Consider the following 23,234-nt stretch of genomic DNA (forward strand, 5'->3'; position numbering starts at 1 on the left):
AATGGCTTTTTGATTTAACATATCGATTATGCTAAACTAAAAATATGGCAGACAAGGCAATCGCTTGTAAATTTATTTTTATTAATTTATTTATGAGAGGAAAGTCCGGACTCCTTTCAAGCATGGTGCCTGCGCAGGCCCTTAAAAGCTTAACTCAGGGAAATTTGAAAAAGTTGACGGAAAGTGCCACAGAAAATAACCGCCATTATTTGTAAAAGTGATGGTAAGGGTGAAAATGTGTGGTAAGAGCACACAGATCAATGTAGTAATGCATTGGTATAGGCAAACCCCACCAGGAGCAAGACAAAGTAAGCAAGCAGGTCGCTTGATACCGTACTTGCGGGTATGTCGCATAGATAAATGGTTGCCACTGCACAGAAATGTGCAGAACAGAATCCGGCTTATTGTCTGCCATTTTTAATTTAAAAACTATCTAAAAAATTAAGATATTATTGAAAATTATGAAAATATTTAAAAAAATTAGTGATGTTTTAAAATATCTAGTTCCAATAATTCCATTTATCTGTTTCTTTTTAGGCTACGTGCTCAGCAACCTACTTGTTGGAAACCAAACATATAAAACTCCAGAACTCATTGGCTTATCGCTACATCAAGCAATTGAAAAAACTTCGCCATATCAAATAACCATACAGCTCATTGCAGAAAAAGAATGTCAGGGAGCTCCACAAGGAACAATAATAAGCCAAAAGCCTTCTCCCGGGCGATCGATTAAATCACATCAATCAATTTTAGTCATTACTACAAAACTTCCACCAGCCGCAAAAGCTCCAAATGTTCTTGGAAAATCTTATGGAGAAATTGAAAAAATACAAAAAGCTCAACATTTAAAATTTAAAACATATGGCATAAATTATAACGCACCAAAGGGTGTATGCGTTGGGCAAATACCACAACCATCGCAATCAGTCGTTGATAAAAAAATGATTTTATATACGGCTCAAGAAAAACAAAATAAATATATTATGCCAACACTGACAGATAAAGAAGTTGTTGAAGTTGTAGAATTCCTAAAAAGTCATTCTTTAACGGTATCAGTCTTTTGTCAAAATCAAAAAATTACAGAGCCTTACTCAAACGACATGACCATAATTGCACAAAAGCCTCTTGCTGGTTCAATTATTAACCTGCAAGACAATGCAACCATTCAATTAGAAGTTTGTAAAAAATAAAAGTTATTTACCGAAATTTTTCTTTGCTAAAACAGATTTAGCTATTGTTTCATGAAGCAACTGCTTGGTCAGATCTGGCCACAAACAATCTAAAAACTCAATCTCTGAGTATGCCGCTTGAAATAATAAAAAATTACTCAGACGCTTTACGCCCCCAGTGCGAATAATCAATTCAGGATCAGGAATATCTCCCATCCACATATGCTTTTTAAACAAATCTATGGTTACTTCTTCTGGCTGCAGTCGAATTAATTCTTGAACCGCAGCAATAATTTCTTGCTGAGATCCATAACTGAGTAAAAAATTACACTGTAAGTTTTTACATTCTGCCGTAGCTCGCTCAATTTCATCACATGAATTTTTAGTTTCTTGGGGCAAAACGGATCTATCGCCAACAAATTTAATTTTTACACCTTCTTTAACAAACTCTTTAATTCTAGATCTTGCTTCATCGATAAGCGCAAAAAGATAAGAGATTTCTTCTTGAGACCGTTTAAAGTTTTCAAGTGAAAAAGTGTACAAAGAAACATAAGATATTTTTTGTTCAATGCAGTATTTTATGACGATTTCAACAGTTTTTGCGCCTTGACGATGCCCAAGCCAAGGAAACATTCCGCGAGATTTTGCCCATCTACGATTTCCATCCATAATTAATGCAAGATGTGAAATCATAAAGGACCCGTTTGCACAAAGCTTTGATGCTTTTTAAGTGATTTAAAATAAGACCCCAAACAGACTACCAAATAATTACAAATGAGTATTCCACCAGCAATCAAAAGTCTTTCTATAAAAACAACAGGGATAAGCCCAATCCAAACACAAGCTGGAATTGATGCGGTGTACAGCCAAACAACTGATCCTACAGCGTGAGCAACAAATGAAGCGCTCAGCGCCCGAGACCAAGGTAAGTCTCTGACAAAAAATAATGCCATAGGAATAATCCAATACAAAGAATAAACCCATGCAACTCGGCCAACTTCATGATATGAAAATAAAACCATACAGGTTGCAGGCAAAATAATCGACGTTGCCCATTCTTTTTTTTGAAACGCTCTGCTAGAAAAAAACAACGGAAGCCGATGAAAAGCAAATCGGATTATTCCATAAAGTGATAAAACTTTCATAGAAAACATTTTTTTAGAAACACAAAGTAGCCAAACCCATCCTAAGCCAAATTGATCTGCAATCACTGGAGCTATCATGGATGACCACGAAAACGTGCAATTGATCGATCCAACAATTAAATTAAAAGGTAAGAAATGAGCCAAAACCACCAAAAAAGCAACTGGAATTATTTTTAGATTGTTTTTCATAAATTTTTACTTATTTTTATGATAATCTGATATACAACAGTCATAATTGTACCTTGATCTATAATCATTGTACAGCTACGTAAAAAGGATTTTTTAATGAAATACAAAGCAATCATTTTCGATATGGATGGCACTATCATAACCACCGAGTCTGCATGGGAAAGCGCTACAAAAGAAATGCTCAAATCAAAAGCAAACTTAAGCGAAAAAGAATGCATGGCTATTTTGCCAATGCTTAAAGGCGCATCACTTTACTCAACATGTGCATTTGTAAAAGATACGTTCAATACCAAAGAAACGCTTGAAGAATTGATTGCAGAAAAAGAAAGCCTTGCATTTAAACGATTCAAAGCTGAAGCGCGACTCATCGAAGGATTTGATCGTTTTCATAAAAAGCTTTGCGATTTAAATTTAAAAACAGCAATCGCAACAAACGCGAACCAAAGATCTCTTGATAGAATTTTACAGCACATTCCGCTTGATAACTTTTTTAAGCATCATATTTATTCAATCGATATCGTTAATAAAGCTGCAAAGCCAAAACCAGATATTTATCTTCATGCTGCAAACATGTTAGAAATAGACCCTCAAGATTGTATCGCTATTGAAGATTCTGCTCATGGAATCACTGCTGCAAAAGCTGCTGGAATGTTTTGCATTGGAATCAACACCGGAATGGATCGCAACGCTATTTCTCATGCTGATCATATAATTGAAGCATATGACGATTTGGAAATTGAATCATTTATACAGTAACTTGAAAACGACAACATGCATGCTATGATGACCAATATATTTTAGAATCTTTATACTTCAACAATTTAGGCAAGTGATATTTATGATCGATCAATACTTATTATTTAGCGTTCTTTTCGGTATGGCTTTTTTTTATCTAGCTCTTGGTGTCTGGTCTGCGCTTGGCGTAAGAACACTGCAAAGTTATTTTTTGGCAGATAGAAGCCTTGGAGTTTTTAAGTTAACCTTTGCTCTTGTTGCAAGCCAACTTGGCAGTGGAATGATTTTAGGAACTGCGCATAGAGCATACCATATTGGATTTTGGGGGATTTTATACACCCTGGGAATGAGTCTTGGTTTTATTATTTTAGGACTCGGCCTTGCATCACGCATGAGATCTTTAAATATCAGCACCACGGCTGAACTATTTGAAACCCATTATGGATCATATAAATTACGGCTTTTAGCCTCAGCGCTTTCAATTTTAAGCTTATCGGGAATACTTCTTGCTCAAATTATTGCATCAAAAACTTTATTTCTGGGCTTAAAAATTACCGATCCTTACGTTTTAATAAGCTGCTGGATGTTTCTTATTTTTTACAGCATGCTTGGCGGCCTGCATTCAATTGTAATTATAGACATTTTACAAGTTATCTTTATCTTTTCTGTTTTTGTATTTTTATTTTTTACCTCACTGCCATCTTCACCCCGAGCACTTATAAACATTGCAAAATTAACACTTGTTCAAAATCATTTCTTTGATGTAAAAACAGACTTATATGCATTTTTACCACTGCTTTTTATACCAACTCTTTTTTCACTTATTGAACAAGATCTTGCTCAAAAATTCTTTGCAGCAAAAACAAAGGCCACTGCAACTATTTCTGCATTTTTAGCGGCATTATTTTTAATTGGTTTTTCATGCATTCCTATATTTTTTGGAATTTTAGCACGTATCAAACATGTCATTGTTCCGCAAGGAGCAAGTCCACTCATTTCTATACTTTTTTTAGTATCAAGCAAACTATTTTTCCTACTTGTCATATGCGGAATAATTGCAGCAATTAGCTCAACAGCAAGCTCATTGCTTTGTGCGATTAGTTCAAACGTTGTTCAGGATTTTAGTAAATTCCTGCCCCTAGAAAAAGGCAAACTTTTTACGACAAGGTTGATTTCTTTTTTCATTGGATCAACGGCTCTTATTATTTCTTTTTTCATAGAAAGTGACGTTCTTTTGATTTTGGAAAATAGTTATCGCATCTCTGTCATCTGTCTTTTTGTGCCAACAATGATTGCTTATTTTGCTCGATCACTAAATCCTTTGACCGCATGGAGCTCGATACTGTGTGGAGTCTTTGGACTTATAGGAGTGCAGTTTTTTGAGATGAGCGCGATAGCCAAAGACGTCATACCATTAACATTATCTTTTCTTGGTTATCTATGTGCGCAGATTGTTGTTTGGATAAAAAAATAAATATCTCTTTTAATAAGCAATGCAAGCTATGTATATTTACAAAAATTATTACAAACATTATAAAAAGCAGGCTTAATATGACTATAACGAAATTATGTTTAGGGCTTTTACTTTTTACAAACATTAGTCTTTTCGCGCAAGAAGAGCTAGATAAGACAAATAAAGATATTTGGATAACGGTCCTTATTCATGGATCTTTTTCGCTCAGACCACACTTGACCATTAAAAACATGGTAAAAATGCTTACCGATACCATCGAAGAATCTGTATATTATCGCTCAACTGAAATTAATCGCCGAGATCCTTTTTTCTATAAAAATCAAGCGATGGCAGGACTCGGGCTACATCGAATCGACATAGAACACCCTCACAACAATGCCGCAGCGCCAATTCTTGCTGCATCATTTGAAGAAATTTCAAGACACATCGGCAACAATCCTTCTGATCAATATTATACTTTTGGATGGAGTGGGCTTATAAGCAATAAGTTACGATATCTTGAGTCAGCTTTCTTACACCAAGATCTTGAAAAATTAATTACAAAGCTAAAAAAAGAAGGGCTTAATCCAAAAATACGACTTATTGGTTACAGCCATGGTGGAAACCTAGCGCTACAGCTTGGAGCTTTGCACTCTACAAAGCCAAAGGCTCATCAATTTTTTGTCGATGAACTCATAATCTTTGGAACCCCAATCCAAATTGAAACAGACTTCTTAATAAATAGCCCTATTTTTAAAAAGGTCTATAACTTTTACTCACGATCTGACCGCGTTCAAATGCTTGATTTTTTTTCATTTAAAAGATTTTTCTCACACAAAAAATTTAATAAACGTCGTAATTTTAGATTACCAGACAAGCTTACGCAGATTAGAATTAAAATTACTGAATATGAACCAAAATCAAAAGACATAGAATTTGATAAATTACCAACCGATGAAAAAGATTTAAAACGATATTTTAACGAACTTAACTATGATCCTGGTCACTTTGAGCTGTGGTTTATGGGCTGGACTATTTTAACCTATAGAAAAACATTTCCGCTACAACCACTTCCAGTATTAACTTTTACGCCTATTTTTCTAAAGTACATTCAAGAAAATCCAAATATGCCTCGAGATATCGTTGCCCATATAAAGCCACAATTTAACACGATAGAATTTCTTCCGTATCGCATGAATAAAAAAACATTTAAAGCTACATACCCTTTCTTTGATCCGGTATTGTTAAAACACATGACACAGCATGCGTTAAAATTTATTCCAGATGATTACAACATCCAAATTTACAATCAAAAAGTGTATGGTGCTTTAAACATTGCAGAATATGAATGGAAAGAGATTCGACGACTTCTTTATCTTGAAAGAACAGACAAGCAAAAGCTTTCTGAGTCAATTAATCTTCATAAAAATGATCCGGTGTACGTTGGCCACCTTCCTGCGCCAATGAATCACCCAAATAAAAAATAATGGAAAAACTTTATGAGATTTAAACAACTTTTCGCACTACTCACCATTATTTTTTTAGCACTCACAGCCGCTTACTTTAAACTTGTCATTATCAAAAACCCAGATAAATCATCCAAGCCATTGGTGGTATGCACAACCACAATTATTGGAGATGGCATAAAACAAATCGCAGGCGACACTATTGATCTTGAGGTTTTAATGGGCCCTGGGGTAGATCCTCACCTGTACAAACCAATCGAACAAGATGTATTTAAAATCTCACAAGCACACATTATTTTTTATAATGGACTACACTTGGAAGCTCGAATGAGCCAACTATTTGAAAAAATGTCTTCACTCAAAATTACCGTTCCCATCAGTCAAGCAATGCCAGAAAAAGATTTAATAAAGTCTGCTGAGCATGACCAATTCGTAGATCCTCATGTGTGGTTTGATCCAATTTTGTGGTGTTACGCGATTGAAACCATTACGCACACGCTACAAAAACATTATCCAAAAAATCATGATTTATATGAGCAAAATAAAAAGGCCTACATAAAAAAAATTCATCAAACTTATGATATAACTAAAGCTCAAATGCTAAGCATTCCAAAAGAAAGACGAATTTTAATTACAGGCCACGATGCTTTTTCATACTTTGCAAAAGCTTATGACTTTAAGGTTATTAGTTTGCAAGGCATCAGTACCGCAAGCGAAGCTGGTACCCAAGATGTACAAACCCTTATTAATTTTATTTATCATCATCAAATACCAACAATTTTTGTAGAAACTTCTGTTCCATCTCGAAACATTCAAGCTCTGGCCCAAGGCGTACGATATCTTGGAATGGATGTGCAAATTGGTGATGAGCTTTTTTCTGATGCTCTTGGCTCACCTGGTACACTTCAAGGCACATACCTTGGAATGCTTCAATCAAATGTCGGAACAATCTACAAAGGCCTTAATAAATAAGCTTATTTTTCTTCTGATAAGCCTTCTGGTAAAAAATCGGCTAGTGTAAACTTTGAGAATTCTTCACAAAGGGATTCTTCCAGTTCACCTAATTTATCCACAGAATCTGAGCCATTTTTGTCCCTTAGATTTTGAGGATTTTCTTTTTTTTGATCCTCAATAAACTTGTTTAATATTTTCTTAGCACTGCGTTGAAAAGCATGACCCTTACACGCAGCTCCTTCACACTCTGCACGCTCTATGTATGGCTCATAATCTTCTTTTGAAAAATAACCTTTCTCTGTTGTGAAATAATGCCCATCTGTTTCGTGAGGTCCATAAGGAAATTGTCCTGGCTCATCAGCAACAGACCTTAAACAATCGGGGCAATCAAAATATCCAGCAGCTGCTGCATCAGCACCAGTTTCAGCTTTCATACGGTCTATCTTGGTAAGTTGATCCTTATACATATCATAGGTATTATAAATAAGCTGCATCTGTTCATCGAACTCTTTAAATCCAATTTCTCTCTCTCCATCGTAAACTGGAGATAAATTCTTCGTCCTCACTACAAGCGAAGGATGCAATCCATAAGGATCATGTTCCTGTCTTTTTTTTGCCCTTTCTGTAAGTCCTTTTAAATTCTCTTGAAGGCTTTCAGACTTATCGATAAGCACGCGTTGCTTTTTCAGCGCATCACTACTACCTATATGTCCATGAGACTGACAATAATGCTCAAGCTCATGACGTAATGTTGCGATCAAAACACTTTTGCTCCATTTACGATAATCATTCTTTATAATTATACAATCTAATGCCGGATTAAAATGCGCAGACGAGTTATCTCCAAGTATCCTGGATCCTGGTTTTTCTATCCTAACAGGCACATCCTGCATTATTCCTAAATCTTTTTTCATTCTCAAAACAACTTGATAAAGCTCTGGATCAACCGTTGCAACATCGTCTGTTTTGGCCCAAGTTTCTTCTCTTTTTTTAAGCATTTTTTCTTCTTTTTTGGCATTGTTTTTAGCTTCTTTTTCTTCTGCTGCCTTTTGTTCTTCACTGATAGAAGTTTCTTTTTGCTCTTCACCGATAGGATTTTCTTTTTCCTGCTCGGCTAATTGATCAACTTTTTCTTTTTCAGGCAAAGTCAGGCTATCTACCAATTCTTTATCGTCACGAGAAATGCTTTTTTGATATTTATCAAATCCTGCAACTCCAGCAGATAAAGCAATACCTGCAGCTGGATATTTAAATGTCTTGCCTTGGTACCATTTTGCCCTTGGATTTTCTTGTCCTCCTGCGCCAGATTCTGATTTTTGTTGATTGCCTTGCCCTTGATCAAGAGGCTTAGCTAAAGCAATCGATTTTGCATCATTTATAGCATTCTGGGTTGGCCAAGGCCTTGCAGAAAAAGCTCTCGAAGCGCCACTCATTGCAGCAACTGACTGAGCTGCCTTAGAGCCTGTTTTTGCAGTTAACTGTCGCATGCTAAACAGTGACCCATGGATGGCAACAAGTGCACATATTGAAATTGAAAATAGCTTTGAATTCATTTTGTTCCCCCTAAAATTAAAATACCATTGCTAGCAGGCTATCAAATCCGCCAAACTCAAAACAAGAGTTTTTAAAAGCGTATAAATTGAAATCCAATTGCAAATTATACGAAAGAGACCCAATGGGCCGATCTGATCGTTGCGACAGAGTCGTACAAATTTCAAAAACTAGAATTTTAAATTTTATTTTTTATAAATAAAGAACCTCTATTGCCTTAGGTTTCAAAAAAATTATAAAAAAGCTATAATCAACTATATAAATACTCATTTTTTACCTACGAAAAGATTATGAAAAATAGCACCATTTTTATTGTTTTTATGGCCACAATTGCAAGCTCAAAAATAACTCCCAGTGATACAAAAAATACACTTAAAAAACTTTTTTCTTTTAGCCTACAAAAATCAGAAGCTCCAAAAAGTGAACGCGAAAGACTTTTGAGCTTAACAAATGAAGATTTATATAACGAAAGAATGAAAATTGTAGCGCTTGAACGATCATGGTTGGTTGATATTGAGTATTGCAGTCGCAACACTAAAACAGCGACACCAACAATAACATCAACTGATATTTTTAAAGCTTATAATGCATATGAAAAGCTCGAGGCTGATTGGATAGATGCGCATGCAATGAATGCATCACTTAGAGAAGAAAATACGCCATCGAACAATAGTTTCTTTGCAAGCCTTATAAACTCTCCTTTATTTAAAAGCAAAAAATAGTCTGAAAATATATGATGGATCCAAAAAGAATTGCCATTTCTATAAAAGATCTTACCGTTGCTTACCATGAAAAGCCGGTAATTTGGGATCTTGATTTTTTTGTTCCTGAAAAAACTATTTTAGGAATTGTTGGACCAAATGGTAGTGGAAAAACAACGCTTCTTAAATCAATTTTAGGAATTATAAAACCAACCACTGGTTCTATAAAAATTTTTGATGATGCATATAATCGCAAAACTCATAATATTGCATACGTTCCACAAAAAAGTTCTGTTGATTGGTCATTTCCGATAAACGTTTTTGACGTTGTGTTAATGGGCCGATATGGCCACTTTTCATTTTTTAGTCGACCAAGCAGAAAAGATAAAGAAATTGCACAAAAGTCTTTAGAAATGGTAAACATGCAAGAATTTGCCTCAAGGCAAATTAGTCAACTTTCTGGTGGTCAGCAGCAACGAGTCTTTCTTGCCAGAGCGCTTGCTCAACAAGCAGACATTTTTATCTTAGACGAGCCTTTTGCTGGAATTGACATAGTAAGCGAAAAACTTATTTTGCAGATTTTACATGATCTCAAAAACGAAGGCAAAACAATAATTGTCGTGCACCATGATTTAACAACTGTAAAAAAATATTTTGACTGGACCTTTTTAATGAACATAAAACATATAGCGCTTGGGCCAACTCAAGATGTTTTAACCCGTGAAAACATTGCTCAAACATTCCAAACAAATAATCTTTTTAGCAACATAAGCGACATGTAATTTTTATGATTATCTTTGATCAAACGCTACTCATTATTCTTCTTGGAACAGGACTTCTTGGTATAAGTGCTGGAATTGTTGGCTGCTTTATTTTATTACAAGAAAAAAGCTTATTTGGTGACACGATTGCTCACGCAACTCTTCCTGGAATTTGCGGTATATTTTTACTTACAGAAAGTAAGCTGCCATGCATTATTATGATTGGTGGAATTTTTTCTGCCACAATTGGATCCATCGCAATAAATTATATTACAGCTCACAGCTCGCTTAAAAAAGATACTGCCCTTGGAATCGTTCTCGCTACATCTTTTGGACTTGGAACACTACTTTTAAGCAAAATACAAACAAGCCCAAACGCAAACCAAGCAGGAATTACCAAATACTTACTTGGAAATGCTTCAACAATGCTCAATAGCGATCTGTATTTTATAACTGGCGCAACGATCATAATTTTTCTGAGTTTAAAACTTTTTTGGAATGAATATAAAATATTTTTATTCAATAAGGATTATGGCGAAAGTATTGGCGTGCCAACCAAATGGATATCTTTTTTGCTTAGCATTATTACCATTATTACCATTGTTGTCGGGCTACAAACAGTTGGCGTAATTTTAATAAGCGCACTGCTCATAGCACCAGCCGGCGCAGCAAGACAATGGACAAACTCGTTATCAACTATGGTTTTTCTTAGTTCTTGCTTTGGACTTTTTTCTACCACTATCGGCACACTTTTAAGTAGCTCGATACCACATCTTCCAACTGGACCAACGATTGTAATCATTGCTTGCTCGATTACATTTATTTCTATGCTTTTTTCCCAAAATGGAATTATCACGACCATTATAAAACAAAAAATACAAACTAAAAAAATTAATGCATTAAAAATGCTTTCACATTTTATGCTTTTTAACGAAAGCAAAACTGATCCTTTCCATGCGCATGACCTGGCTGCACTTAAAGCTCTGGGGAAAAAGGGTACAAGCTCAACACTTACGTATCTGCAAAGCCATGGACTCATTGAGCCAACGCAGAAAAATTTTTGGAGGCTTACTCCAAACGGCTTAGAAACACTAAAAAATGAACTAATTATACCAAAGCAAAAACTATGAATATTATTTACCTACATCTTTTGATAACAGCAATGTTGGTCGCAGTTTCATGTGCCTTGCCAGGAACGTTTTTAATTTTACGCGGCACAAGCTTAATGAGCGATGCGCTAGGCCATGCTATTTTGCTTGGAATCGTTATTTCTTTTTTTGTAGTAAAAAATCTACACTCACCATTGATTTTTATTGGTGCAACGATCACGGGGCTTGCCATGATTGCACTCATAGAGCTTTTAATTTCCAGCAAGCGATTAAAACCTGATGCGATTATAGGAATCATTTTTCCACTTCTTTTTTCTATCGCAGTTGTTTTAATTAATTTATACGCAAGCAGTATTCATATCGATATAGACGCAGTACTTTTAGGCGAGCTGTCATTTTCACCATTTAATAGTTTAACGGCATATGGATACAATCTGGGACCATGCAGCATTTGGATTATGACATTAATTTTAGCTATAAATATCGCGACTATCGCACTGTTTTATCCAGCCCTAAAGATAACTACTTTTGATAAAGACTATGCAACTCTGCTTAATTATCATCCTGCTTGGATAAATTATGGGTTAATGACGATAACCTGTTTTACAATTATTGGCGCCTTTGAATGCGCCGGAGCAATTTTGGTTGTTGCATTTATGATTATTCCACCGGCAACAGCTTATCTTCTAACAAAACAATTATCACACATGATTATTATCAGTTGTCAGATTTCACTGATTGCAGCGGTCAGTGGTTGCATTGTCGCCAATCTATTAAATGCTTCGATTGCCGGATCAATTGCAACCATTAACGGTTTTATTTTTTTTATGACTCTAGCTTTAAAAGGCAGATTTAAATTCTAATTAAATCTAGGCATCAAGAATTTGCCAAATATTAAGCATTTCATCCATAGAAAGTTCTTCAGCTCTACGCTTGAGCGTTGCATCATCAAGTTTTTTTATATCAAAATGAGACTGAGCTAGATTGTTCCTAAGGGTTCTTCTTGGCTGACAAAAACATAATTTAATAAACTTCCAAAACTCTACATCGTTTGGAATTTCTTGGACTTCTTTTTTTGGCTTAAAATAAAGCAACCGAGAAAAAACATTAGGTGCTGGATAAAAAGCCTCAGGGGCAATTTTATCCAGCAATTTCCAATCAAAATAATGCTGAAAATATAATGAAGAATAACCATGGCCCCTGCCAGAAGTTTTTACAATTTTTTGTGCCACTTCTTCTTGAACCATAACCACACCCTCTAAAAACATTTCTCTGTTTTTTTGTAATAAATACAAAATAGGAAATGTTATTTGATAGGGAAGATTTGCCAAAAGAACCCATGGAGCTTGTGACTGCAGCTCATCCCATCTTTCATCCAAAACGTTATTTAACGTTATTGATAATCGATTATCAGAACCATATTTTTCTTGTACATGATTTGCCCACTGTTCATCAATTTCAAAAACTTGTAATTTCTTACAAGCTGTTTCTAAAATAGCGCCAGTCAAGATTCCTTCGCCGCACCCAATTTCCATAACAGAAATAGTGTCATTGAGCTTGACAGCATCAACCATTCGATCAACATAAAGTCGATTCTTTAAAAAATGCTGTCCGTATCTTTTTTTTAATTCTATGCCCTGTAGGTATGGCTTATTATAATTCATATATTAATCAATCAATGCGTCTTTAAAAAATTCAAGCTGTTCAAGTACTTTTCCAGCACCTTCAACAACGCAAAGTAATGGATTTTTTGCTATGCGCACTGGGATTCCTGTTTCTTTTGCAAGCAATTTATCAAGACCACGAAGTAAAGACCCTCCACCAGCCATGACAATGCCGCGATCAACCAAATCTGAAGATAATTCTGGCGGGGTATTTTCTAATGCAACACGAACAACATCAACAATATTTGATATTGTTTCAAGAAGTGCTTCAGTTACTTCTGCATCAGTAAGCGTAATTGTTTTTGGTACACCAGTTACCAAATCACGACCCTTTACTGGAAGAGACTGAGATTCTCCCACTTCATGCATAACTGTACCAATTTGCATTTTAATAACTTCACCAGTACGTTCACCGATCAACAAGTTATATTTTCTTTTGACATACGCAACAATTGCACGATCCATTGCATCACCACCGACACGAATTGATCTACAAAAAACAGCACCACTTAGCGTAATAACTGCTACTTCTGTTGTTCCACCACCAATATCTACAACCATGCTACAAAACGGTTCATGAATCGGTAATCCTGCTCCAATTGCAGCCGCCATAGGCTCCATAATTGTCATCGGCTTATCGCGAGCTCCTGCTTGCTTAGCAGAATCAATTACCGCACGACGCTCCACTTGAGTAATCCCTGATGGAACTGCAATGATCATACGAGGTGCAACTAATGTTCTGCGATTATTGTGAACTTTACGAATAAAATAACGAAGCATGCTTTCTGTTAATTCGAAGTCAGCAATAACTCCATCACGAATAGGACGACATGCTGTAATACTTTCCGGAGTCTTACCAAGCATTTCTTTTGCTGCTTTTCCCGCAGCAAGTACTTTTTTGGTGCTATTTTTAATAGCTACAACAGAAGGTTCGTCTAGAACAATTCCCTTGTTGCGAACATAAACAAGCGTATTTGCTGTTCCCAAATCAATTGCAATATCATTTGAAAATAAGCTAATCCAGTTACGCGCTGGTATAAAGCCTTTAAACATATCTTTGATCATCTTGGTCTCACATTAAAAATTAAATTTAGAAATTAAAGTTGCAGCCAATAGCCACTTTATTTGTTTGTGCAAATCCCCTTCCTGCCAAATGATTCATTGGTATATCCCACGTAAAATAAACAAGCGGATTATATTGCCATGATTTATCATGACCAATGTCATAAAATAAGCGAATGCTCGCATACTCCTGAATCCACCCTGAATAATAATTTAAATCTTTAACCCTTGGTTTAAGAGTAGAGTTTTTTATTTTTGGCATAAAAGAATCATGCCCATGAATCGTTATGGTGTATTTAGCCTGTATCCCAAAGCCTGCACGCAAATCTTCAAATACAAAATAAGGTGCTAAACTAAAAGTAGGCTCTTGATCTACATAAACAGAATCGACAACTGGCGCAAACAGTGGCTGCTCGTTTGCTTGCTTTCCAGTGCCATAAATAGGAAGACGCGCTTTAATTGTTTTATCTACTCTTTGAGTCAGTCTAGCCTGAACTCCAAATTTTAAATCATCTCGCAATTCAAATTCAACGCGAGGAGCAATGAACCAACCCCACGTTCCATAACCACCACCCAAGGGAACTGATGCTAGGTTGTGAATATTTTGACGAGTGCCGCAAGGAATAATAATTCCAAAATAAGAACCCCAATCTAATTTTTTAAATTTAAATCGATAATCATAAACATCGTAAATATTAAGATAGACAACCACATCACCAACACCAACTTCATGCATAGAAGTTCCAGTGATATCTAACTCTTGATACATTTTTTGCATAGTTTGAGTAAATAGAGCTTGGTTTCCAGGATTAGTTAAAAATAATTTTGAAATGGTTTCTGGAGTAGGAACAACTGAAACAGATGCGTTTAAATTCATAATGAAAGCAGAGCCACCAATACCTATGTGATCGGTAAGTGATGCATAACCCGAAAACGCAACACCTTGACCTTCAAGGGTTGATGGCATAAAAGCCGTAATTTCAGAGTTCCAAAGCCAATCTGCAGGAATTGGATTTGTTTTACCAGCAGCAGAAAGAGCCGCCCCAACACTTGCTAATTTTAATTCACCAAAAAGTTCTGGATAGTAAACAGACTGATCATCTCTTGTAGCTTTTGATTGTTGGCGAAATGCTTTTCCACCAGCAACAACAAACCCTTGCACGTCTAGATTTGAATGCCTGCTATCAGAACCTGTATATAATTGATCAAACCAAGGAAAGTATCTATTGTCCCAGACCATTGTATAACTACTTTGGCAGGCAGTTAAAACTAAAAGAAATTTAACTAGAAAATAACGCCTAAAACTTGTTGCTACGATCACTTTTTATCCTTAGATACAAACATTTTTTAAAACAGAAAATTGTTATTCTTATTTTAAATCATTTTAATGTTTTTCAAAACTCTTTTTGTCAAATAACTAAAAAAGACAAAGCTTTTTATAAAATAAAAAATTATATTGTCATCATTCTATATTTAAATCTATACTACACTTTAATAGTTTTTTCGGCGAAAAAATTTTAGTAAAAAACTATTATATAAAAATGATATGTTTTATAAAGGAGCTCTTGTGTTAGAAAATTTGCAAGCAATCGTTCTTGCTGGTGGAATATCAGAACGCTTTCAAACCGGAAAAACCAAACTAATTGAAAAAATCTGTGGTACCGAAATGATATTGTACCCAGTTAATTTATTAAAATCTTTATCCATTCCAACAACAATTGTTGTTGGCTTCCAACACGATAGAATTAAAAAAATTATTCAAAGCAGCAATCCTGAGGTAACTTTTGTTTTGCAACTTTCACCTCTTGGGACAGGTCATGCAGCAAAATTAACAAAAGACATTTGGTCTGAAAATCATATTCTTTTAATGAATGGCGACATCCCTTTAATCACTCCAGAAATTATTAACAAACTATATCGCCAACACATTAAAACAGATGCAGACATTAGCTTTATAACAGCCCATGGAATAGATCTAGATTCTAAAAAGTATTCTCGCGTTATCATTAATGATAATAAAATTCAAGTATCAGAAGAACCCAACACAGACCAAGGCGATGATGCTGATCAGTGCTGTATCAGCGCAGGAATTTATATAGCAAAACGCTCTTTTTTAAATACTTATATTGATAAACTTTCAAAAAATGAGTCAACAGGCGAATTTTATTTGCCAGAGCTTGTAAAAATCGCAAGCGACAATCACTGTAAAATTATAACCACCTCTGTCTCTTTTGATATTGTTCGCAGCATCGATACCCTTGCTGATCTTTGGGCAATTGAACATATCAAGCGATCACAATTAATGTTACACTGGATGGATCATGGGGTTAGATTTGCAAACACTTTAAATGTTTTGATAGATGAAACGGTCACCATTGAACCAGGATGCTACATAGGCTCTGGAGCAATGCTTCTTGGACACACAAAAATTAAATCTCGAAGCTCTATTGGCGCATATACGCAAATAGAAAATAGCACAATAGAAGAACAATGCACAATCCCGCCGCACATGATTATTTCTCAGTCAAAAATTACAAAAGAAATGAAACTTTCATCATTTACACAAATTGACAAATACAGCGAACAAGATGTGTCAGAAGTAAGTTTTATGGGCGCAAGAAAAATACAAGAAACAATTTTATAAACGGCAACACATTTCATGATTAGATTTATTCATACAGCAGACATTCATTTTGGAATGGAGAATTATGGCAGAGTTGATCCCGAAACAGGGATTCACTCTCGCCTACTAGATTTTAAAAAATCTTTTGATGCTTGCGTTGATTATGCAATTGCACAAAATGTAGACCTTTTTGTTTTTGCAGGAGACGCTTACAAAACCGCAAATCCAAGCCCTACGCAACAGAAGCTTCTTATGCAGTCTTTTATGAAGCTTTACAAAGCAAGTATTCCTGTCGTTATAGTTATTGGAAATCATGACAATCCACTCAGCTATGGAAAAGCAAACGCTCTTGATATTTTTGCCCACCTACCAATTGACGGATTTCATGTGTTTTCAAAACCAGCAAGCTTAGTTATTCAAACAAAATCAGGGCCAATCCAAATTGTCGGAATCCCTTGGCCAAACCGTCATAACGTTTCAATTAATTTCACACATTTTGCACAAAGCGCTACAGATCTTACAAAACACATATCTGACTCTCTAGCAACAATTATTGAAACTATGGCGCGAAAACTAGATCAAAATATTCCTGCTGTTTTAGTTGGACATTTAACCGTAAGCTCTGGAATTTTTTCTGGTTCAGAAAAAAGAGCAGTTTATGGACATGATCCAATTTTACTTCCATCGCAGCTTGCCGTAGAACCTTTTGACTATGTTGCCCTTGGTCACTTACACAGATTTCAAAATGTAAATGACAAGGGAAATATTCCAGTTATTTATTCTGGATCAATTGATCGAATTGATTTTGGTGAAAGAAAAGAAGAAAAAGGATTTTGCGACGTTATAATTAATCAAAAAAACGATGTGAAATATAATTTTATTCCGCTTGCAACAAGGCCGTTTATTCAAGTAGATGTTTCTTTAAACGAGCAAGATGATCAAACAGAGCAGATTTTAAAAGCCCTGGCAAAGCATACTATTCAAAACGCTATTTTAAAAATCACCTATGAGATTCCATCAACGCTTACCGACATGGTTGATGTAAAAAAAATTCAAAAATATTGCTTCGACGCTATGCATATTGTCGGCATAATCCCAATCAGATCTGTGCAAACAAGGGCGCATCGAGATCTTTTAAAAAATGAAATGAACCTTGAAACTCTTTTACAAACGTATTTTGAGTCACAAGATTCATTAAAAAAACGAGCTTTAATTTTAACAGAAAAAGCTTTAAGACTTGATGAGCTTAAACAAGCTGTTGATGGCGATTGTCATGAAGAAATTTAAGCACTTTCTTGATTTAAGAAAATAACATCAACAAACTCACTCACAGATTTATTATAATCAGAAAGCATTTTTTCTAATTTTTTACGATTTAAGCTATCAATAATTGCAGATCTTCTATCTTCTAAAGATTTTATACTTGCAGATTCTTTTCCAACAAGCTTATATAGCTCAAATGCTCCATCTTCTTCTTCAACGACAATTTGACCATCCGTCATTTCTAAAATAAATAATTTATCTGGAGCTATTTCATCATCGGCTAGCCTGTTTACACTTCCCCAAGAAATTGAGTCATCTGCCGACTCACCGGTTGCAACAAATTTATTTACTTTTTCTTTGACTTGCTCTCTAGATGATTTTGCGTACGGAACTTTTATAAATTGGATATCACTCCAACCATTAATAAATTCAGGATATTCATTAAAATAATCATTGATCTCATCATCTGTAGCCACCAGCTGAGATTTAAATTTATAGTGCATAAAAAACTCTTGGACATATTGATCATGTAGCTGGGCTAGACCTTCTGCAGCCGTTCTTCCAACCTCTGCAAACATATCTGCAAGGTCTAAATCTGTTAAATTATTTTGCTTTTTTAATCCTTCAACATACTTTTCTGCAGCAGAAGCTTCCATTGGCATTTTTTCTGATACGACTTGCTGAGCAACAATGTCTTGCTGAATTTGTTTGGGAAGATCTACAAACTTTCCATCAAGCGCACGCTTCCAAGAAACGTCTGTATTTACAATTGGCGTATTTCGCTCTGGTCCGCAAACAACACACTCTATTTGATCCATTAAAACATATTCTTGCTGCTCAAGAGAACTTAAATCTGATAGATGCTCTACGGTAGGTTCAACTTCTTTTTGATCTAAAAATTGATCCGGCAAGACGAACTCTGTATCAACTGGATCTAAAACAATGGGTTCCGCCTGAATAACTCCAGGCAGAACCACACACAAACCTACTAAAATAAGTTTTATTATTTTCATACTTTTTATTTCACCATGTCTAAATCATCAGATGATTCTTGTTGCATACCTTTTTGAGACTCTTCAATAGATGCACGTTTTGCATTTTCTTTGTCTTCAAAGTATTTATGATTTTCAACAACATTCATTTCTGTTTTTAATTTATTTACAACGCTCTCAATTTGTTTATCTTTGCGCTGATCTGTTAACATTTTTTTCAAACCATGTTGAACTTCTGGCGTTTTAAGATCGCGATATTTTGTATCAGATTTTCCAGAAGCAAAAAGAACCCAATATGAATTATCGCCAGCACCAACAATTCTAACTGATGGGAATTTTTTAAGATCAAGCACAACCGATTTAATTGAATCACCCACTTGGCTTTTTTCATTAATTACAGAGTCGCCTGCTTTATGATCATGCTGCTGAGCTGCCGCTTTAAAAGCAGATGCTTTTTTAATATCTTTTACTTTATCAAAGAATTTATCAGCTTTGTCTTTTGAATCAAAACGAACATAGACGGTTTCAACGCCACCAGGAGAAAGAGTCAATGCAGGAATTACATCTTTTTGTTCTTCATAGAAACTTGAAAGATCTGCATCGCTGATATTTACAGGATGAGCTTCATCGAAATGTTTCATATAAAGCTGTAGTTCCATTGCGTCACACAACTGATCTCTTTGCTTTTTAAAGTCTTCAGTTTTATCAATGCCTTCTTTTTTAGCCCAAGCTTTCATCATCTCAGCTGTTGCCATGCCTCTGAAAATAAAATCTTTTTCTGCATTTGGCATCATCTGAAGAAGCATTCCAATCTGTGGATTTGCTTGCTTAGCCATCTCTAATTGCTCTTCGTATTTTTCAACCGTTAAAGCAGGAGTCCCATTAATTGATAATAAAACATTGCTCGCAGATTCTGATTTTGTTGATTCTTCTTTGCTTGATGAACCACCAAATGGCCACCATGCACAGCCTGAAAACAGTGTTAGTCCAGAAACTACTAATATTGCAGACACTACGCGATATTTATTTTGAAACTTCATGAATATGATCCTCTAAAAAATAAGATAAAATTTACTACTTCTTGTTAACAGATCATAACAAAATTACCTTTAGATGCAAAGATCATTTTTGATAGAAAAAACGTTGCTTTTCATACAAAAACTCTTACTGCTTTTTAGGGCACTGACATAAAAAAACCTGACCTTTTTGAGAAGTCCATGATTTTCCAGAACAGGTTGACCCGTCTGGCATAGTAGCTCCACAAAAAACCGCTGTTGCCACGCCAGTTGCTCCTGCAAAGATAGCATTTGTAAGATTTGCTTGAGCAAAACTTGCAAAGGAAACATCAGCTCCTGAAAAATTTGCTCCTGTTAAAATAGCTCCTTTAAAGCTAGCCGATCTTAAGTTTGCCCCAGAGAAATTACTCCCCGTCAAATCAGTTTTTTGACCAAGAACTTCTGTTAAAAAAAGTATTCCTGTAACCTTTGAGCAAGTGTCATGATTCGCATTTCCAGCTATCGCATTGCTAAAATCAATGCCCTGCAAAAGAGTTCCAGCGCCTCTAAAATCACAGCCAGAAATATTAATAGATTTCCCCCCAGAAGCATCTTTCTTTAAAAGCTTAATCTGATGAGGGTTGTAGGCCTCAAGCCTAAAGAATGCCAGCGTCATAAAAAAATAGATTATTAACTTCATAGATATTTCTCCTCTTTTGACAAAAACCACTTTTAATAAAAAATGTAGCATGATGAATTTTTCTCATCATGCTACATTTTTTAAAGCCTAAGCAAATATTTATTTACGACAAAAATTTTGAATTTCAAAAACCTATGCGCAACATTTTTTAAACTTTTTACCAGATCCGCAATGGCAAGGCTCATTTCTTCCAACCTTATCTTCATCTCTTTTAACTTGTTCTGGTTTTTTTTCCGCTTTTTCATTGTCAGCAGAAACCATGTGCATCGCGTCCATTTCTTTTTCGCGACGATCAATCAACTTTTGTTGATCAAACGCTTCAGGTCTCATGTGGAAGATATGTCTAACAATGTCACTTCTAACCTCTTTCATCATCTCTTCAAACATAGAGAATGCTTCTTTTTTATATTCAATTAATGGATTTTTTTGGCCCCATCCACGAAGCCCAATACCTTCTTTTAAATGATCAATATTAATCATATGCTGCTTCCAGCTGTAATCAATTGTTTCAAGCATAATCCATTTTTCAGCGTCCTGAATCTTGTCTGCGCCCACTTGATTACGAAACTCATCATATTTTAACAACACAAAATTAATAAGATCTTTTAAGAAATAATCCGAGTTAGTTACTAAAAATCGTTCTTTTTGAAGCATGCTTAAAGGAAGACCTGTTCCCAAAGAGAGTGATTCAAAAATTTGATCCATTTGCACCCTTGTAACTTCTCGATTGTCACAATGAGCGGCAACTAAATCACTCACCGTATCATCAATAAAATCACGCACAATTTCATAAATATTATCAGAGTTTTTTAAAATATCTTGGCGCAACGTATAAATCACATTTCTATGCTGATTTAACACATCGTCATATTCAATTAAGTTTTTACGAGATTCAAAATTATATTTTTCAACTTTTTCTTGGGAGCCTTCAATTGATTTTGAAACAGATCTAGATTCAATTTGCTCATCTTCTGTCATCCCAGCTTTTTCCATATAGTATTTCATTGAATCACCACCAGAAAAAACTCTAATCAGCTCATCTTCTAAAGAAATATAAAATCTTGATTCGCCAGCATCACCTTGACGACCAGATCGTCCACGCAACTGATTGTCAATTCTACGACTTTCATGTCTTTCCGTTCCAAGAACATATAATCCACCTGCGGCTAGCGCATCAGGATGAAGTTTAATATCTGTTCCGCGACCAGCCATATTGGTTGCAATGGTCACATGACCAGGCTGTCCAGCATTCAAAATAATTTCAGCTTCTCGCGCATGTTGTTTCGCGTTTAAAACATCATGAGGTATTCCCTCTCTTCGCAAGACATCGCTGAGCTGCTCTGATTTCTCAACGGCAATGGTACCAATTAAAACTGGCTGACCTTTTGCATGGCGCTCTTTTACATCCTGAACAATTGCTGAGTATTTTGCTTTTTCTGTTAAAAAAATCAAATCATTTTTATCATCACGAATCATGTTGCGATTTGTTGGAATAGCAACCACGTCAAGTTTGTAAATTTTTGAAAGCTCTTCTGCTTCTGTCATTGCAGTACCGGTCATTCCAGCTAACTTCTTGTATATTCTAAAGAAATTTTGAAGAGTTATAGATGCAAGAGTTTGAGACTCTTGCTCAATTTTGACATTTTCTTTTGCTTCAATTGCCTGATGCAGCCCATCGCTGTAACGACGTCCAGAAAGAATTCGTCCAGTAAATTCATCAACAATTAAAACTTCGCCATCTCGAACTACATAGTCAACATCAAGCTTAAAAGCAACGTTGGCTTTTAACGCCTGCATTATATGATGCAAAACATTTACATTTTCAACGGCATATAAATTTTTAATATTTAACCGAGATTCAACCTTGTCATGACCTTCTTCGGTCAATTGAATAGACCGAGCTTTTTCATCAAATTCATAATCTGTAGTTTTTACTAAATCATGAACAACGCCTTGAGCTACTTTATAAAGATTTGAAGATCTTTCTGCAGCACCTGAAATAATTAAAGGAGTTCTAGCCTCATCAATTAAAATTGAGTCACACTCGTCAATGATAGCAAAGTGAAGTTCCCGTTGAACATAATCTTCTTTGCGAAATTTCATATTGTCGCGTAAATAATCAAAACCTAATTCATTATTTGTTACATATAAAACATCACAATTGTATTGCTCTTTTCTTTGTGCGTCATGCATATCGTTTGTAATGACACCAACGGTTAACCCTAGGAATTCATAAAATGGTCTATTCCATTCAGAGTCGCGCTGCACTAAGTAATCGTTAACGGTAACTAAATGAGCCCCTTTTCCAGCAAGAGCATTTATGTAAAGCGCCAAGGTTGCTGTTAATGTTTTTCCTTCACCTGTTTTCATTTCTGCTATTTTACCTTGATGTAAAACAATGCCACCCATGAGCTGAACATCAAAAGGTCTCATATTTAAAGTTCGCTTGCATGCTTCACGAGCAACAGCAAAAACTTCTGGTAAAATATCATTTAGATGCTTACCATCAGCTAATTGTTTTCGAAACTCAGTTGTTTTTAATTGAATATCTTGATCAGAAAGCTGCTCCGTGATTTGCTCAAGCGAATTAATTTTATCAACAGTCGCTTGTAATTTTTGAACGGCTCGTTGATTTGCGCTTCCAAAAATTTTAGTCAGAAATTGTGTTACCATAAAAGCACCTTTAAAATATCAGTTTCATA

Annotated in this window: 21 protein-coding genes and 1 other RNA gene; 12 read left to right on the forward strand and 10 right to left on the reverse strand. The window is 35.4% G+C overall.

Annotation, left to right across the window (positions count from 1 at the left end; all coding sequences use genetic code 11):
* Positions 1-44: 44 nt before the first annotated feature.
* Together rnpB and NTU89_01525 are read left to right on the forward strand one after the other, a co-directional pair.
* An RNA gene (gene rnpB, locus NTU89_01520) (RNase P RNA component class A) lies at positions 45-419 on the forward strand.
* 42 nt (positions 420-461) lie between these two features.
* Positions 462-1,190 (forward strand): PASTA domain-containing protein, encoded by a 729-nt coding sequence (locus NTU89_01525; protein ID MCX5923224.1) that lies wholly within the window; start codon positions 462-464, stop codon positions 1,188-1,190.
* 3 nt (positions 1,191-1,193) lie between these two features.
* Here the strand turns inward: NTU89_01525 and uppS are convergent, their stop codons facing one another.
* Both uppS and NTU89_01535 read right to left on the reverse strand, forming a co-directional pair.
* Entirely contained in the window at positions 1,194-1,862 is a 669-nt protein-coding gene (gene uppS / locus NTU89_01530) for a polyprenyl diphosphate synthase (GenBank protein MCX5923225.1), read from the reverse strand.
* Complete coding sequence (locus NTU89_01535) at positions 1,859-2,503, reverse strand: hypothetical protein (protein MCX5923226.1); 645 nt, start codon at positions 2,501-2,503, stop codon at positions 1,859-1,861. Before NTU89_01535 ends, uppS begins: the two co-directional genes overlap by 4 nt.
* A 96-nt stretch (positions 2,504-2,599) precedes the next feature.
* Here NTU89_01535 and NTU89_01540 point away from each other — a divergent pair, with 96 nt between their 5' ends.
* The 4 genes from NTU89_01540 to NTU89_01555 all read left to right on the forward strand — a co-directional run bounded on the left by NTU89_01540 (position 2,600) and on the right by NTU89_01555 (position 7,129).
* Complete coding sequence (locus NTU89_01540) at positions 2,600-3,259, forward strand: HAD family phosphatase (protein MCX5923227.1); 660 nt, start codon at positions 2,600-2,602, stop codon at positions 3,257-3,259.
* Positions 3,260-3,341: 82 nt separating this feature from the next.
* Positions 3,342-4,712 carry a hypothetical protein gene (locus NTU89_01545; protein MCX5923228.1) on the forward strand — a complete coding sequence of 457 codons (1,371 nt, stop codon included), beginning with the start codon at positions 3,342-3,344 and terminating at the stop codon, positions 4,710-4,712.
* A 77-nt stretch (positions 4,713-4,789) separates the two neighbouring features.
* Positions 4,790-6,178, forward strand: a complete 1,389-nt coding sequence (locus NTU89_01550; GenBank protein MCX5923229.1) for a hypothetical protein — start codon at positions 4,790-4,792, stop codon at positions 6,176-6,178.
* Positions 6,179-6,190: 12 nt separating this feature from the next.
* Positions 6,191-7,129 (forward strand): zinc ABC transporter substrate-binding protein, encoded by a 939-nt coding sequence (locus NTU89_01555; GenBank protein MCX5923230.1) that lies wholly within the window; start codon positions 6,191-6,193, stop codon positions 7,127-7,129.
* A 2-nt stretch (positions 7,130-7,131) separates the two neighbouring features.
* Here NTU89_01555 and NTU89_01560 read toward each other — a convergent pair whose 3' ends face one another.
* Positions 7,132-8,664: a hypothetical protein gene (locus NTU89_01560; protein MCX5923231.1), complete on the reverse strand. Its 1,533-nt coding sequence runs from the start codon at positions 8,662-8,664 to the stop codon at positions 7,132-7,134.
* Between the two features lie 288 nt (positions 8,665-8,952).
* Between NTU89_01560 and NTU89_01565 the strand changes: the two genes are divergently transcribed.
* The 4 genes from NTU89_01565 to NTU89_01580 are packed head-to-tail and all read left to right on the forward strand — an operon-like array spanning position 8,953 to position 12,096.
* Positions 8,953-9,384 (forward strand): hypothetical protein, encoded by a 432-nt coding sequence (locus NTU89_01565; protein MCX5923232.1) that lies wholly within the window; start codon positions 8,953-8,955, stop codon positions 9,382-9,384.
* A 14-nt stretch (positions 9,385-9,398) separates the two neighbouring features.
* Positions 9,399-10,145 carry a metal ABC transporter ATP-binding protein gene (locus tag NTU89_01570; protein ID MCX5923233.1) on the forward strand — a complete coding sequence of 249 codons (747 nt, stop codon included), beginning with the start codon at positions 9,399-9,401 and terminating at the stop codon, positions 10,143-10,145.
* A gap of 5 nt (positions 10,146-10,150) precedes the next feature.
* Positions 10,151-11,254 carry a metal ABC transporter permease gene (locus tag NTU89_01575; protein MCX5923234.1) on the forward strand — a complete coding sequence of 368 codons (1,104 nt, stop codon included), beginning with the start codon at positions 10,151-10,153 and terminating at the stop codon, positions 11,252-11,254.
* The gene (locus NTU89_01580) at positions 11,251-12,096 is read left to right on the forward strand and encodes a metal ABC transporter permease (protein ID MCX5923235.1); all 846 of its coding nucleotides are present in this window, start codon (positions 11,251-11,253) and stop codon (positions 12,094-12,096) included. Before NTU89_01575 ends, NTU89_01580 begins: the two co-directional genes overlap by 4 nt.
* Before the next feature lie 6 nt (positions 12,097-12,102).
* Here the strand turns inward: NTU89_01580 and rsmA are convergent, their stop codons facing one another.
* Genes rsmA through NTU89_01595 form a run of 3 tightly spaced genes read right to left on the reverse strand, consistent with a single transcriptional unit; the run spans position 12,103 to position 15,280 of the window.
* A complete protein-coding gene (rsmA, locus tag NTU89_01585; GenBank protein ID MCX5923236.1) occupies positions 12,103-12,897 on the reverse strand; it encodes a 16S rRNA (adenine(1518)-N(6)/adenine(1519)-N(6))-dimethyltransferase RsmA in 795 nt (264 codons plus the stop codon).
* 3 nt (positions 12,898-12,900) lie between these two features.
* Positions 12,901-13,950 carry a rod shape-determining protein gene (locus tag NTU89_01590; protein ID MCX5923237.1) on the reverse strand — a complete coding sequence of 350 codons (1,050 nt, stop codon included), beginning with the start codon at positions 13,948-13,950 and terminating at the stop codon, positions 12,901-12,903.
* Positions 13,951-13,987: 37 nt separating this feature from the next.
* Positions 13,988-15,280 (reverse strand): hypothetical protein, encoded by a 1,293-nt coding sequence (locus NTU89_01595; GenBank protein MCX5923238.1) that lies wholly within the window; start codon positions 15,278-15,280, stop codon positions 13,988-13,990.
* Between the two features lie 246 nt (positions 15,281-15,526).
* On the opposite strand from NTU89_01595, the gene NTU89_01600 reads away from it, so the two are divergent.
* Both NTU89_01600 and NTU89_01605 read left to right on the forward strand, forming a co-directional pair.
* Positions 15,527-16,603 carry an NTP transferase domain-containing protein gene (locus tag NTU89_01600; GenBank protein ID MCX5923239.1) on the forward strand — a complete coding sequence of 359 codons (1,077 nt, stop codon included), beginning with the start codon at positions 15,527-15,529 and terminating at the stop codon, positions 16,601-16,603.
* A 15-nt stretch (positions 16,604-16,618) separates the two neighbouring features.
* Positions 16,619-17,869: an exonuclease SbcCD subunit D gene (locus NTU89_01605; GenBank protein ID MCX5923240.1), complete on the forward strand. Its 1,251-nt coding sequence runs from the start codon at positions 16,619-16,621 to the stop codon at positions 17,867-17,869.
* On the opposite strand, the gene NTU89_01610 is transcribed toward NTU89_01605, so the two are convergent.
* From NTU89_01610 to secA, 4 genes are all read right to left on the reverse strand, one after another.
* Positions 17,866-18,858 carry a hypothetical protein gene (locus tag NTU89_01610; GenBank protein ID MCX5923241.1) on the reverse strand — a complete coding sequence of 331 codons (993 nt, stop codon included), beginning with the start codon at positions 18,856-18,858 and terminating at the stop codon, positions 17,866-17,868. The two genes, NTU89_01605 and NTU89_01610, sit on opposite strands and share 4 nt — an antisense overlap.
* 5 nt (positions 18,859-18,863) lie before the next feature.
* Positions 18,864-19,877, reverse strand: coding sequence for a hypothetical protein (locus NTU89_01615; GenBank protein ID MCX5923242.1), 1,014 nt, complete (start codon positions 19,875-19,877; stop codon positions 18,864-18,866).
* Between the two features lie 124 nt (positions 19,878-20,001).
* Complete coding sequence (locus NTU89_01620) at positions 20,002-20,532, reverse strand: pentapeptide repeat-containing protein (protein MCX5923243.1); 531 nt, start codon at positions 20,530-20,532, stop codon at positions 20,002-20,004.
* 132 nt (positions 20,533-20,664) lie between these two features.
* Positions 20,665-23,205, reverse strand: coding sequence for a preprotein translocase subunit SecA (gene secA / locus NTU89_01625; protein ID MCX5923244.1), 2,541 nt, complete (start codon positions 23,203-23,205; stop codon positions 20,665-20,667).
* Positions 23,206-23,234 lie beyond the last annotated feature (29 nt).

The sequence above is a fragment of the Candidatus Dependentiae bacterium genome, from assembly GCA_026389065.1.
In the GTDB taxonomy this organism is placed as follows: Bacteria; Babelota; Babeliae; order Babelales; family Chromulinivoraceae; genus JACPFN01.

Bases quoted from the DNA above. Each gene is read 5' to 3' on its own strand.
- NTU89_01560 (MCX5923231.1), bottom strand. From the start codon at position 8,664: ATGAATTCAAAGCTATTTTCAATTTCAATATGTGCACTTGTTGCCATC.
- NTU89_01555 (MCX5923230.1), top strand. From the start codon at position 6,191: ATGAGATTTAAACAACTTTTCGCACTACTCACCATTATTTTTTTAGCA.
- NTU89_01525 (MCX5923224.1), top strand. From the start codon at position 462: ATGAAAATATTTAAAAAAATTAGTGATGTTTTAAAATATCTAGTTCCA.
- NTU89_01605 (MCX5923240.1), top strand. From the start codon at position 16,619: ATGATTAGATTTATTCATACAGCAGACATTCATTTTGGAATGGAGAAT.
- NTU89_01535 (MCX5923226.1), bottom strand. From the start codon at position 2,503: ATGAAAAACAATCTAAAAATAATTCCAGTTGCTTTTTTGGTGGTTTTG.
- NTU89_01540 (MCX5923227.1), top strand. From the start codon at position 2,600: ATGAAATACAAAGCAATCATTTTCGATATGGATGGCACTATCATAACC.
- NTU89_01575 (MCX5923234.1), top strand. From the start codon at position 10,151: ATGATTATCTTTGATCAAACGCTACTCATTATTCTTCTTGGAACAGGA.
- NTU89_01590 (MCX5923237.1), bottom strand. From the start codon at position 13,950: ATGTTTAAAGGCTTTATACCAGCGCGTAACTGGATTAGCTTATTTTCA.
- NTU89_01615 (MCX5923242.1), bottom strand. From the start codon at position 19,877: ATGAAGTTTCAAAATAAATATCGCGTAGTGTCTGCAATATTAGTAGTT.
- NTU89_01550 (MCX5923229.1), top strand. From the start codon at position 4,790: ATGACTATAACGAAATTATGTTTAGGGCTTTTACTTTTTACAAACATT.
- secA (MCX5923244.1), bottom strand. From the start codon at position 23,205: ATGGTAACACAATTTCTGACTAAAATTTTTGGAAGCGCAAATCAACGA.
- NTU89_01620 (MCX5923243.1), bottom strand. From the start codon at position 20,532: ATGAAGTTAATAATCTATTTTTTTATGACGCTGGCATTCTTTAGGCTT.
- NTU89_01580 (MCX5923235.1), top strand. From the start codon at position 11,251: ATGAATATTATTTACCTACATCTTTTGATAACAGCAATGTTGGTCGCA.
- rsmA (MCX5923236.1), bottom strand. From the start codon at position 12,897: ATGAATTATAATAAGCCATACCTACAGGGCATAGAATTAAAAAAAAGA.
- NTU89_01565 (MCX5923232.1), top strand. From the start codon at position 8,953: ATGAAAAATAGCACCATTTTTATTGTTTTTATGGCCACAATTGCAAGC.
- NTU89_01610 (MCX5923241.1), bottom strand. From the start codon at position 18,858: ATGAAAATAATAAAACTTATTTTAGTAGGTTTGTGTGTGGTTCTGCCT.
- NTU89_01545 (MCX5923228.1), top strand. From the start codon at position 3,342: ATGATCGATCAATACTTATTATTTAGCGTTCTTTTCGGTATGGCTTTT.
- uppS (MCX5923225.1), bottom strand. From the start codon at position 1,862: ATGATTTCACATCTTGCATTAATTATGGATGGAAATCGTAGATGGGCA.
- NTU89_01570 (MCX5923233.1), top strand. From the start codon at position 9,399: ATGGATCCAAAAAGAATTGCCATTTCTATAAAAGATCTTACCGTTGCT.